This window comes from Actinoplanes flavus, assembly GCF_017592555.1.
GTDB lineage: Bacteria > Actinomycetota > Actinomycetes > Mycobacteriales > Micromonosporaceae > Actinoplanes > Actinoplanes flavus.
Window position 1 is genome coordinate 100409 of sequence record NZ_JAGFNS010000021.1, and the last position, 12385, is coordinate 112793.

Here is a 12385-nt window from a genome sequence, read left to right on the forward strand (position 1 = left end):
CCGTCACCGCGCGTCCCCGGCCGACCCGCGCGCGGACAACCGCTCGCGGTCGCAGTCGGAGAGGAGGTCGAACGCCGACGTCTTCGCCCGTTTCGGGACGGACCCGCGCGGCTGGACGACCTCGGCGAGGCTCGCCACGGTGGGATGCCGATGAAGATCCTGCAAACCGACGGTGAGCCCGTTGGCGCGGGCATGCCCCACCACCTGGATGTTGCGGATGGAGTCGCCGCCGAGGGCGAAGAAGTCGTCGTTCCGGCCGACCCGGTCGACACGCAGCACCCGGCACCAGATCTCGGCCAGCAGCTCCTCGACCGGGCCTTCGGGCGCCACGTACTCCTGCCCCGCGTCCGCCCGCACCAGCTCCGGATCCGGCAACGCGCGGCGGTCGACCTTCGCTCGCGGCGTCAACGGCAGAGCGTCCAGGAAGACGAACAAGCGGGGAACCATGTACGCCGGAAGCCGCCCGCCCAGCCAGGACCGCACCTCACCCGACGACAGGCCTTCGCCGTCCGCCACCAGGTAGCCGACCAGGTCCACCCCGGCCGCCCCGTCCGGCCGGGTCACCACCACGCACTCGCGAACATCCGGATGCTCGCGCAGGGTGGCTTCGACCTCGCCCAGTTCGACCCGGTAGCCGCGCACCTTGACCATGTGATCGGTCCGGCCCAGGAACTCCACCAGCCCGTCCACCGACCACCGGCCCCGGTCCCCGGTCCGATAGAGACGCTCCCCGGCCCGGAACGGGTGCGGCACGAACCGCTCCGCCGTCAGCCCCGGCCGGCCCAGATAGCCCCGCGCCAGGCAGGGGCCCGACACGTACAACTCGCCCGGAGTCCCCACCGGAACCGGCATGCCGGCCTCGTCGAGAACCCACACCTGGGTGTTGACCAACGGCGAACCCAGCGGCAGAGCACCCGCCGGCACCGAGCCACGCCGGAACACCCCGCACACCGAGAACGTCGTCGTCTCCGTCGGCCCCCAGCAGTTGACCACCTCCAGATTCGGGCAACGCTCCAGAATCCGCGCCACATGACCCGGCGACACCGTCTCGCTGCCGGTCAGGAAACGGCGCAGACCGTCGAACATCCCCGGCTCGTGGTCGACCAGCAACGCGAACAACGACGCCGTCGCGTGCAGCACCGTGACGCCCGCCGCGGCCACCCATTCCGCGATCTCCGCCGGGCCGTATCGTTCGGCCGGCGCCAGGACCAGCCGGGCCCCGCCCACCAGCGGCGCCCACACCTCGAAGGTCGAGTTGTCGAAGGACAGGGGCGCCAGCTGGAGCAGGGTGTCGGCGGCTTCGAGCCGGAGGAACTCGCCGCCGTGCAGCAGCTCGGTGACGTTGCGGTGCCGGGTCACCACGCCCTTCGGCTGCCCGGTCGACCCCGACGTGAAGATCACGTAGCAGCCGTTGTCCGGCCCGGCGCCACCGGGAAGGTTCCCGTCGTCGCCCTCGTCCCACAGGCGGTCGTCCACGGTCCGGACCCACCAGGGCCCGGGCGGCACCCGGTCCGCGGCCGGCGCGTCGGCCAGCACGATGGGGGCGCCCGTCTCGCGCAGCATGTACTCCATGCGCTCGGCCGGGTAGTCGGGCTCGATCGGCACGTAGACACCGCCGGCCTTGAGGACGGCCAGCAGGCACGTGATCGTGGCGAGCGACCGGTCCATGCACAGCGCCACCGGGACGTCCGGGCCGACGCCGAGGTCACGCAGCCGGCGGGCGGCCCGGTTCGCCCGCGCGTTGAGCTCGCCGTAGGTCAGGGCCGTGCCGCCCGACTCCACCGCGACCGCGTCCGGCGCGGCCGCGGCCCGGGCCTCGACCATGCGGTGCACCGGCGCCGGGGGGACGTCGGCCGTCGTCGAGTTCCAGGATTCCAGCAGCGCCCGCTCGTCGTCGCCCAGCAGCGGCGCCGACCGGTGCGCCGCCCCGGGATCGGCCACCATCTCGGTCATCGCCCGCAGGTAGTAGTCGCGGTACAGCAGCACCTGGTCCTGGGTGAGGACGTCGGTGTGGTAGTCCATGCCGAACAGCAGACGGTGGGAGTACGGGTTGCGGACCATGCCGACGTTGAGCGGGAAGTTGGTGGGTTCCACCCGGTCCGTCGCGAAACTGTCGATCTTGCCGTCCTCGATGCGCATGAGGCCGGGGCCGAACGCGCGGTCCAGGACGTGGAAGTGGTTGTGGACGAAGTTCACCTCGAACAGCGGGTCGCCGCCGACCTCACGTTGGAGCGCGCCGAGCGGATACCGGCGGTGCGGCAGCAGCTCGCGCTCGGTCTCGAAGACCGCACGGATCAGGTCGCGCCAGCTGCCGTCGGGCAGCGCGATGCGAAACGGCACGGTGTTGAGGAACATGCCGCGGACCTCGGCTCCGCCCTCCTCCTCCAGCCGCCCGTTGGCGGTGAGCCCCACCAGGAGGTCGGACACGCCGGTGACCAGGCTCATCACCTTGAGGTGGGCGGCCAGCAGCACCGTCTTGAGGGGGATCGCGCACTGGCGGGCGAGGTCGCGCAGGCCGTCGCACAGATCCTCCGGCAGGAGCGTCTCGACGGCGCCGTAGCCCTGGTCGGGGTAGTGGGCGCGCCATTCGTGCGGTTGTGCCCGCCCGGACAGCCGCTCCGGCCGGTCGGACGGGCGGCGCGGCAGCCGGCAGTCCGGGCGGTCGGCGACGCGTTCCAGCCAGAACCGCCGGCTCTCCTCGGACGTCAGGGTCTCCCGCTCGGCGGCGATGAAGTCGCGGTAGGTGGAGTCCGGCGGTGTGAGCACCGGATCCTCGCCGGCCAGCAGCCGCTGGTAGACCTCGGCTATCTCGGAGATGGTGGAGTGCAGGCTCCACCCGTCGAAGATGGCGTGGTGTTCGGTGAGCGTCCACTGGAAGGACTCGTCGGTCAGCCGGTGCAGGGCGAACCGCAGCAGGAGCGGGCGGGAGTGGTCGAACGGGCGCCGCCGCTCGGCCAGCACGTACGCGTCGAGGGCCTCGTCGCGGGCCGCTTCGTCGAGGTGGCGCAGGTCGACCACGGTGAACGGCATCTCGGCGGCGCGGTACACCAGCTGCATCGGCTCGCTGAACCCGCTGAGGTCGAACGCCGTCCGCAGGATGGGGTGGCGGGCGACGACGCGGGCCGTGGCCTCCCGGAAGCGCTCCTCGTCGAACGGGCCGACGATACGCAGCCCGTCCAGGTTGTGGTAGGCCCGGCGCTCGGGGTTGAGCTCCATCTCGTAGACCATGCCCACCTGGAGCTCCGCCATCGGGTAGGCGTCCTCGACCCCGTCCGGCAGCAGGGCCCGGTCCTGGTCGGTCAGCATCGCGAACGGCTCGCGTTCGGGGGCCGTGGCCGTCGGCGCGGTGGTCCGTACGAGGGTGGCCAGCCCGGCCGGTGTCGGGCTGCGGAACAGATCCTGGAGGTCGAAGGCGAGGCCCCTGGTGCGGGCCCGGCCGAGCACGCCGATGCTGCGGATGGAGTCGCCGCCGAGATCGAAGAAGTTGTCGTGCCGGCCGACCCGGTCCACCGCCAGCACCTCGCCCCAGATCTCGGCCAGCAGCTGCTCGACGGGGCCCTGCGGCGGCACGTACTCCTGGGCCAGGTCCGGGCGTACGGCCTCCGGGGCGGGCAGGGCCCGGCGGTCGACCTTGCCCTGCGGGGTGAGCGGCAGCGCGTCCAGGATCACGAAATGGCGGGGCACCATGTAGTCCGGGACCCGCCGCAGCAGCCACGCGCGCAGTTCGTCGGGTGACGGCGCGGTGCCGTCGGCGACCAGGTAGCCGGCCAGGCCGACGTGGCCGTCGGTGTCGCCGCGGGCGATGACGGCCGCCTCCAGCAGGCGCGGATGCTGCCCGAGGACGGCTTCGATCTCGCCGGTCTCGATGCGGTAGCCACGAATCTTCACCTGCGAGTCGGTACGCCCGGCGTACTCCAGCCCGCCTCGTGCGTTCCAGCGGCCGAGGTCGCCGGTGCGGTACAGGCGGCGGCCGGGACGCCCGGTGAGGTGATCGGGCACGAACCGTTCGGCGGTCAGCCCGGGCCGCCCGGTGTAGCCGCGGGTGAGGCCCACGCCACCGACGTGGATCTCGCCGGTCACCCCGGCCGGGCAGGGCCGCCCGTACGCGTCCAGCACGTGCGCGACCACACCGGGCAGGGGCTGCCCGATCGGGGTCGGTTCACGGTCGAGGTCGTCCTCGGCGAGGGCCGCATAGGTGACGTGCACGGTGGTCTCGGTGATGCCGTACATGTTCACGAGCAGGGGTTCGTCGTAGCCGTGCCGGGCGGCCCAGCGCCGGACCGAGGGCCGGTGCAGTGCCTCGCCGCCGAACACCACGGCCCGCAGCGACAGCTCGCCGCCGGCCTGCTCGTCCGCCGTCTCGAACTGCCGGAACGCCGACGGTGTCTGGCTGAGGATCGTCACCCGTTCGTCGCGGACGAGCCGGTGGAACGCGCCGGCGTCGCGGCTCACGTCGTACGGCACCACGACCAGGCGCCCGCCGGTGGTCAGCGCACCCCAGATCTCCCACACCGAGAAGTCGAACGCGAAACTGTGGAAGAACGTCCACACGTCGTCCGGGCCGAACGGCAGCCGCTCCCGGACGCCGCTCAGGAGTCCCAGGACGTTGCCGTGGGTCACCGTGGTGCCCTTCGGCTGGCCGGTCGACCCCGAGGTGAAGATGACGTAGCAGGCGTTGCCGGGTCCCACCTCGGGCAGTACGGCTTGCGTGTCCGGGCTCCCGTCGTCGATCGCACCGGCGTCGGCGACGCGCCACGGGCCGTCCGGGACCGTCCCGGCGGTCGGCGGATGGATCAGGACGATCCGCGCGCCGACCTCGCGCAGCATGAACGCCATGCGGTCGGCGGGAAACGCCGTGTCCAGGGGTACGTACACGCCGCCGGCCCGCAGGATCGCGAGGCAGGCCACCACCGTCTCCGGCGACCGCGTCATGCAGACGCCGACGCGGTCCTCCGGCCCCACGCCCATCGCCCGCAGCCGACGGGCCAGCGCCGCGCTGCGCCGCTCCAGTTCCGCGTACGTGAGCGTCTCCCCGGCGCCGGTGATCGCCACCGCGTCCGGCCGCGCGGCGGCGCCACGCAAAACGAGGTCGTGGATCGTGCCGCCGGGTGCCGGACGTTCCTCGCCCGACCAGCGCCGCAGTCTGCCGGCCTCGTCCTCGGATGCCAGCTCGATCCGGCTGAGCGCGACGTCCGGGTCGGCGACGACCCCTCGCAGCAGGGTCTCCCAGTGGCTGACGAGGGTCCGCACGGTCGCGGCGTCGAACAGGTCGGTCGCGTATTCCACGTCGAGCCGCAGCCCGTTCGGTCCCCGGTAGACCGACCAGGTGAGGTCGTACTTCGCCGTGCCGGTGTCGATGTCGGCGCGCTCGATGCCGACGCCGTCGTCGAGCACCTCGGCGGCGTCCTCCTCGTGCAGGCCGAACATGACCTGGACGACCGGGCTGAAGCTGAGGTCACGCGCCGGGTGCAGATGGTTCACGGCGAGGTCGAACGGCATCCGGCTGCGCGACAGGGCGTCCAGGACCCCGGCCCGGGTGCGGGTGACGAGCTCACGGAAGGTCGGGTCGCCGTCCAGGCTGGTCCGGATGACCAGCGAGTCCGCGAAGAAGCCGACCATCTCGTCGAGCGCCGCCGGCCCCCGGCCCGCCGTCGGTGAGCCGAGCACGATGTCGTCGCTGCCCGCGTGCCGGGCCACGAGGGCCTGGAAGGCGGCGAGGAGCGCGACGTACGGGGTCACCCCCTCCCCGGCGGCGAACTTCTCCAAAGCCGCGACGGGGATGCCGGACAGTGTGAACCGGTCGGTGCGGCCGCGGTAGCTGAGTTCGCCCGGACGCGGCCGGTCGGCGCCGAGGTCGAGGACGTCCGGCGCGCCGGCCAGGGCGTGGGTCCACGCCTGCAGGGCACGGTCGGTGGCCTCGCCGGTCAGCTTCTCGCGCTGCCACAGGGCGTAGTCGGCGTACTGCACGGCCAGCGGTTCGCCGGGCGCCGCGCCGGTCCGGTAGGCCGCGATGAGCTGGCGTTGGAAGACGCCGAACGACCAGCCGTCGAAGGCGATGTGGTGGAAGGTCAGCTGAAGCCAGTGGGTCTGCGGGGCCAGCCGGAACAGGTGCGCCCGGACCATCGGGCCCGCCGCGAGATCGAAGGGACGTCGCGCGTCCTGTTCGGCGAGCTGTTCGGCCCGCTCCCGCGCCGCGTCCTCCCCCAGCTCCGCGAGGTCGGTCACCGGGCACGGCAGTTCCCGGCTTTCGGTCACCCGCTGGCGGGGGCCGCCGGGGCCCTCCTCGTACACGGTGAACAGCACGTCGTGCCGGGCGGCCACGGCCCGGACGGCGCCGATGAGACGGTCGGCGTCCAGCGGGCCGGTCAGGCGCAGCGTGACCGGCATGGTGAACACCGGCCGGCCCGCCAGCCAGCGGTCGAGGAACCACAGCCGTTGCTGGCCGTGCGACAGCGGACCTCGTTGCGCTGTACGGGGTCGTAATGCCGCGGCGGCGGATGCGTGGTGGCTTTCCATGATTCCCTTCCCGCTGATTTTCAAAGGCGCTCGGCAGAGTCTTGCCAAAGGGATCGGAAGTCAGGCTAGGGAGCGCCGATCAAGTGGGTCAAGGGAGCACGGAAGCCAAATGCGGTGGCGATAGAGAAGCGATAGCGGCCGAGATGAATAGCAATTGTTTGGTTTACTTCGCGATCCCGGCGTGGTTAAGATAATCGCCGTTCGCGGGCTTTTGAAGGAGACGGCATGGGCGGGGACTCGCCAGTGCAGGCGCTCGACGGCTCGGCATTCGTGACCAGGCGGGGACTCGTCCTGCCGCACCAGATGCCGTTCGACAGGTGGCTCGGAGTCGGTGGCTATCTCTGCGATGTGTACAGCTCCTCGGCGTGGTGCCTCGGGGATTGGCTCGTCTACGGGGAGACCGCCTACCGCGGCCGGTATCAGGACGCCGTGAAGCTCACCCAGCTGGACTACCAGACGCTGCGCAACCATGCCTGGGTGGCGCGGCGCTTTCCGATGTCCCGGCGCCGGGAGGGGCTGAGCTTCACCCACCACGCCGAGGTGGCCGCCCTTTCCGAACCCGAGCAGGAGTTCTGGCTGCGCAAGGCGGAGGAGTACGCCTGGTCGGCGAAACGTCTGCGCCGGGAGGTGAAGGACAGCCTGCTGGAACGGACCGACGACGGCCATGGTGGGCGGGCCGGCGGGGCGGGCCGGGGCGCCGTCGCGGTGCTCAACATGTCGATCCCGGTGGAGCGCCTCGAGTCGTTTCAGCAGGCCGCGAGCAGGCTCGGCCTCCCCTTGGAGACCTGGGCGGAACGGGCGCTGGCCAGCGCGGCGGCCCAGGCGTGCGACGAGCAACCGCGGCTCACCGCCACGAGGTCACCGCACGCAACAGGTCGGCGGAAGCGTTCATGAAGTCGTGGTGCCCGCCGTCGACGACCCGGAACTCGACCGACTCCGCGTAGTCGCGCCACCCCTGGAGCCCGTCCAGGCTCACCTCGTCGTCGTCGCGCCAGTGCAGCACGACGATGGGGATTCCGACGTCGATCGGCTCCGCCCGGCGGTACTCGCGTGCGGCGTCGAGGTCGCGCAGGAGCACCGACATACCCATCCGGACCATGTCCGGCCACGGTTCGAGCCCACGGCTGCGCATCACCGACTCCAGTTCCGCGCGTAGTTCGGGCTCGGTCATGGTGAGCATCCGGTCGCGCGCGGAGTCGTGCGGGGCGAGCTGACCCGACACGTACAGGCATGCGGGCCGGGGCAGGCCCCGTTCGCGGAGGACCACCGCCGCCTCGAAGGCGGGCAGCGCTCCGGCGCAGTGTCCGAAGAACGCGTACGGGCGGTCGAGTGCCGGGCCCAGCCCGTCGGCCAGGTCGGCGGCCAGCCTCCGGTAGGTGCCGTAGTGGGGTTCGGCCAGCCGGTTCTCACGGCCGGGGAACTGCACCGGGCAGACCTCGACGTCGCCGACCGTGTGCGGCCAGGCCCGGAAGGCCGAGGCTCCGGCCCCGGAGTACGGAAAGCAGAAGACCCGCGCACGGGAGTCGGCGGACACCGGCCGGACGAGCCAGGAGCCGGCGCTCATGGCAGCGATTCCATGTAAGCGGAGATCGACGCGATCGTCGGATGGGCGTACATCTCGTCCATCGGTATTTCGTAGCCCATTTCGTCGATGTAGGCCCGCTGAATTCTGGCCATGATCACGGAATGGCCGCCGAGGGCGAAGAAGTCCTGCTCGGGCGTTATATCGGAACGCTCCAGCTCGCGGCACCAGATGGTGCGCACCTCATCCACGAACACCCTGTTCCTTTCGCCGGTCACGGAGTACGTCCAGCAATGCGAACCGGTCCGACTTCCCGTGCGGGCTCAGCGGGATCCGGGGAATGCTGACGAACTCGGCCGGCACCATGTTGCGTGGCAACGTCTCCAGCAGCCGCGCGCCCAACTCGGCGCCGGCCAGATCGTCGCCCTCCGGCACCACGAACGCGATCAGCTCGGTGTCACCGGCGTCGGTGGACCTGCTCACCACGGCGGCCTGCCGGACCCCGGCCAGCCGGGTCAGCGCCCGCTCGACATCGGCCGGGTCGATGCGCATCCCCCGCACCTTCACCTGCGCGTCCATGCGCCCGGCGACGACCAGGTCGCCGTCCTCGTTCACGTAGCCGCGGTCGCCGGTGCGGTAGAGCCGGCGCGGCACACCGTCCACCTCGACCGTCGTGAAACGCTGCGACTCGGGCCCCGCGCCGTTGAGGTAGCCCGCACCGACCCCCGCTCCGGAGATGCCGATCTCGCCGTACTCCCCCGCCCCGACGCCGCGCATCCGCTCGTCGAGAACGTGGATGTCGGTGTTGTGCACGGGACGGCCGACCGGTGCGATCTCGTGGTCGCCGGGCCGGTAGCCGGCGAGGTCGAAGGAGGTCGCGACGTCCGTGCACTCGGCCACGCCGTACTGATGCAGCAGGGCACACCCGCCCGGCTCGCGCCCGACGAGGTCGCGGAGCCGTTCGACATGCAGCGGCTCCCCGCCGAACAGGACCTGGTCCAGTTCGGTGAGGGCGGTCCCGCCGGACGCCTTCTCCCAGTCCGCCAGCAGGTAGAGGGTGCTGGACGCGCAGTGCACCGTGCGGATGTCGTGGCGCTGCAGCATGCGGTAGGCCATGGCCGGGTCGAAATGGCGGCTGGCGACCAGATGCTGCGTGGCTCCGCAGAACAGCGGTGTCATCAGGCTGCGCTGGGACAGATCGAATCCGAACGCGCTGACGACGAGGTGGTGCGATCCGCGATGCAGACCGAACGCGTCCTGGAGCCAGTTCAGCAGGTTGAACCAGCCCTCGTGGCGCACCGCGGTCAGCTTCGGGATGCCGGTCGACCCGGACGTGAAGATCGCGTAGCACAGGTCGTCGCCGGTGACCGTGACGTCCGGCGCGGTCGCCGGGCGGCTCTCGAGGTCGGTCCGCAGCGCGTCGAGGTCGGCGATCTCCGCCGTCGCCGACTCGACCAGCTCCGCCGTCGCCGGGGAGGCGACGATCAGGGCGAGATCGGGAACCTGCCCCAGCAGCAGCCGCAGCCGCGCCGGCGGATAGGTGGGATCGAGCGGTACGTAGGCCGCTCCCGCCTTCAGCACTCCGAGGACGGCGACGAGCAGGTCGATCGAGTAGCGCAGGCAGACACCGACCAGGGCGCCCCGGCCGTATCCCCGCGACACGAGCAGGCGGGCGAACCGGTTGGCCCTGGCGTCCAGCTCCCCGTACGTCACGTGTTCCCCGCCGCAGACCACGGCGACCGCGTCGGGTGCCGCCCCGGCGTACCTCTCGAAACGCTGGTGGACGACGGGGGCCGGGGGCAGGGCCACCCGCTTTCCGCGCATCATCATGATCTGGTCCGCCTCCAGCCGCGCCTGTCTTGTTGGCGAGACATCCGAGTCGGACGGTAGGACCGGGGCGATCGATGCCACAAGAACGGCGCGACCGCCGGGCCCCACCCACCGTCGCGGCCTGTTTCGGCGCCGGCGGTTCGTGCGACCATGGCCGGCCGGGGAGCCGCCTCCGTGTCACATGAAGTTGCGGGTGTGCAGGGCGGACAGTTCGGCGGCCTCGTCGTCGGGAAAGCCGAGCCGGGAAAGGTGCCGGCGGCGGCCGGTGTCCATGTCCTCCTGTAACCGCTGCACGGCGAGGTGGCCGCGGCCGAGCGCCTCCGGCGTCCACTCCCCCGCGGCCAGAAGCAGCAGGGCGTCGAACACGTCCTGGTTGAGGCCGGCGGTATCGATCAGCACGTCATGACGGCGTTCGACGGCCGCCCGAAGCCTGCCGAGCATGGTGGGGTCCGAGGCCGACTGATGTTCGAGGTGGGCGACGCCGAATGCCACGTGCCGGGCTTCGTCGGCGCGGGCCAGCCGGGTGACCGCCCGGGTCACCGGGTCGGGGGCGTGCCGGTCGAGGAAGGTGAGCAGGTGCACGAAGGTGCCCTCGCCGAGCACCGACAGCAGGAACGAGGCGAGCGTGAAGTCGGGCTCGGCCAGCAGCGACGCGAGCGACGCCCGGCCGCCGGCCGACGAGCTGCCCATCCGGCCGCCGGTGTGCAGTGCCCGCCGGGTGAAGACGTCGACATGCCGGGCCTCGTCGGCGGCCTGGACGGCGAGCAATCCGACCACCTCGCGGAAGTGCGGGTGGACGCGGGTCAGCAGGCGTGCCGGGATGACCAGGGCGGCCTGCTCGTTCTCCACCAGATAGGTCATGATCTGCACGACCGCGGCCTCGATGTCCGCGGGCAGGGCGAACGTCGCGTCCCAGGGGATCGCGGTGGCCGGGTTCCATTGGGAGGCCGCGGCCTGGGCGTAGAGCCGGGGCGCCAGGTCGGCCCAGACCACATCGCGGTCGCTGAGGTCGTAGGCCGGGTCGGGACCGCCGGCTTCCAGCAGGGCGCCGCGGGCGGCCAGGCCCCAGTGCCCGGGCGGGCGGCGGGTGACGGTGCCGGGCTCGCCGGCCCGTTCCGCCTGAGCCCAGCGGTGGGCGTCCCGGCGGCCCGTGACCACCTCGACGCCGCCGTCCGGGGTGGTGCTGGTGCCGTGACCGGCCGAGCGGCACCAGGCCCGCAGGTGCAGGGTGAGGAACGGGTCGCGGCCGGTGACCGTGACGGTGCTGCCCGGAGGCAGGCCGGCCAGGGTCTTCCGCACCAGCAGGCGTCCGCCGGCGTCGAAGGCCAGGCCGGCCAGGTCCAGGTTCACGGCCGGTACCCGGCAGCGGTCACGGCACCCGTCGCGTCATAGAAGCCGGACGCGGTGACGGCCGCCTCCAGCAGGTCGTATCCATCGGTGCGGCCCTCTTCCCAGGAGGTCAGACCTTCAAGATCCAAGAGCCCGCGTACGGCCGGATCGGCGTACGACATCGACCGCAGCAACTCCTCGAACCGTGCGACCAGGGCCGGGTCGGCGGCGCCGGTGACGGTCATGTTGCAGTGGTCGTAGCGGGCGGTGGTGGTGAGCAGCCGGGTGCTTCCGGACGGCAGAACGCCCTCCTTGGTGAAGAGCAGATGGTTGCCGTCGAGCACGCAGGCGGCGTCGACATCGCCGGCGATCAGGGCGCGGGCGGCGTCGCGTTCCCCGCCGACGTGGTCGCCGTGCAGGCCGACGCCGACGTCGAAGCGGTGGACGGTGAAGTCGGTGCCGGGTTGTAGACCACACCCGCGCAGGTGTTCGAGCGGCAGCAGGGTGGCCTGTGGCGAGTCGACGGCGCCGGTGGCGACCGTCCGGCCCCGCAGGTCGCCGACCGCGGTGATCCCGCTGTCGGCGCGCACCACGACGGCGGTCGCCAGGTCGCGGTCGGTGTCACGCATGACCAGGGCCCGTATCGGCAGGTCCCGCGCTTCGGCGAGCCGCCGGGCCCGGATCCAGGCCAGAGGGGAATTCCACGCCGCGTCGATGCGCCCGGCGACCAGGTCCTCGACCTGCCGCTCGTAGTGGGAGTAGAGGACGTAGTCGAACGGCAGGCCGGCCGCGGTCAGCCAGGCCCGGAAGCCGTCCCAGATGGTCACCACCTTCGGGTCGTAGGCGACCGCCCCCATGGTGAAGGTGGTCATGCCGACGCCTCCGGGGTGTCGAACAGCGGCAGGCCGAGGGCCGCACGGCCGGTGAAGTCGTGCAACGCCTCGGTGGTCGGTGCCATCACCCGGGCGGCGAGGGCGTCGCGGAAGTGCCGTTCGATGCCGAGCTCCTTACGGAACGCCGATCCGCCGCCACCCATCTCCCGAGCGCTGGTCAGCCCCAGCAGTCCCGCCGAGCCGAGGGCTGTGATCGCCGCTCTCGGATAGTCTCCGGTCCGGTCGACGTCGGCCGCACGCGGCCGGACCTCCGTGTCCAGGACAGCCTGCAGCGCGGCCCGATACGCGGTCATGT

General features: G+C 71.9%; 8 protein-coding genes. 1 reads left to right on the forward strand and 7 read right to left on the reverse strand.

The genetic code is table 11. The features are described from left to right. Positions 1-3: 3 nt before the first annotated feature. On the reverse strand, positions 4-6516 hold the full coding sequence (locus J5X75_RS45625) for a non-ribosomal peptide synthetase (protein WP_208470618.1): 6513 nt from the start codon (positions 6514-6516) through the stop codon (positions 4-6). A gap of 225 nt (positions 6517-6741) precedes the next feature. Here J5X75_RS45625 and J5X75_RS28605 point away from each other — a divergent pair, with 225 nt between their 5' ends. Further along, on the forward strand, positions 6742-7410 hold the full coding sequence (locus J5X75_RS28605) for an LmbU family transcriptional regulator (protein ID WP_208470619.1): 669 nt from the start codon (positions 6742-6744) through the stop codon (positions 7408-7410). Here J5X75_RS28605 and J5X75_RS28610 read toward each other — a convergent pair. The 6 genes from J5X75_RS28610 to J5X75_RS28635 form a co-directional block, all read right to left on the reverse strand. Then, positions 7361-8080 carry a thioesterase II family protein gene (locus tag J5X75_RS28610; RefSeq protein ID WP_208470620.1) on the reverse strand — a complete coding sequence of 240 codons (720 nt, stop codon included), beginning with the start codon at positions 8078-8080 and terminating at the stop codon, positions 7361-7363. The genes J5X75_RS28605 and J5X75_RS28610 overlap by 50 nt on opposite strands. Further along, complete coding sequence (locus tag J5X75_RS28615) at positions 8077-8289, reverse strand: acyl carrier protein (RefSeq protein WP_208470621.1); 213 nt, start codon at positions 8287-8289, stop codon at positions 8077-8079. Before J5X75_RS28615 ends, J5X75_RS28610 begins: the two co-directional genes overlap by 4 nt. Beyond that, positions 8282-9868 (reverse strand): amino acid adenylation domain-containing protein, encoded by a 1587-nt coding sequence (locus J5X75_RS28620; RefSeq protein WP_208470622.1) that lies wholly within the window; start codon positions 9866-9868, stop codon positions 8282-8284. The genes J5X75_RS28615 and J5X75_RS28620 overlap by 8 nt, the downstream gene beginning before the upstream one ends. A gap of 177 nt (positions 9869-10045) precedes the next feature. Beyond that, the gene (locus tag J5X75_RS28625; RefSeq protein ID WP_208470623.1) at positions 10046-11218 is read right to left on the reverse strand and encodes a ferritin-like domain-containing protein; all 1173 of its coding nucleotides are present in this window, start codon (positions 11216-11218) and stop codon (positions 10046-10048) included. Continuing rightward, on the reverse strand, positions 11215-12069 hold the full coding sequence (locus J5X75_RS28630) for a phosphate/phosphite/phosphonate ABC transporter substrate-binding protein (RefSeq protein ID WP_208470624.1): 855 nt from the start codon (positions 12067-12069) through the stop codon (positions 11215-11217). Before J5X75_RS28630 ends, J5X75_RS28625 begins: the two co-directional genes overlap by 4 nt. Continuing rightward, positions 12066-12383: an acyl-CoA dehydrogenase family protein gene (locus J5X75_RS28635; RefSeq protein WP_208470625.1), complete on the reverse strand. Its 318-nt coding sequence runs from the start codon at positions 12381-12383 to the stop codon at positions 12066-12068. The genes J5X75_RS28630 and J5X75_RS28635 overlap by 4 nt, the downstream gene beginning before the upstream one ends. Positions 12384-12385: the final 2 nt, after the last annotated feature.

Coding starts and splice junctions, on each gene's coding strand:
- J5X75_RS28610 (WP_208470620.1), bottom strand. CDS start 8,080: ATGAGCGCCGGCTCCTGGCTCGTCCGGCCGGTGTCCGCCGACTCCCGT.
- J5X75_RS28605 (WP_208470619.1), top strand. CDS start 6,742: ATGGGCGGGGACTCGCCAGTGCAGGCGCTCGACGGCTCGGCATTCGTG.
- J5X75_RS28635 (WP_208470625.1), bottom strand. CDS start 12,383: ATGACCGCGTATCGGGCCGCGCTGCAGGCTGTCCTGGACACGGAGGTC.
- J5X75_RS28630 (WP_208470624.1), bottom strand. CDS start 12,069: ATGACCACCTTCACCATGGGGGCGGTCGCCTACGACCCGAAGGTGGTG.
- J5X75_RS45625 (WP_208470618.1), bottom strand. CDS start 6,516: ATGGAAAGCCACCACGCATCCGCCGCCGCGGCATTACGACCCCGTACA.
- J5X75_RS28620 (WP_208470622.1), bottom strand. CDS start 9,868: ATGATGATGCGCGGAAAGCGGGTGGCCCTGCCCCCGGCCCCCGTCGTC.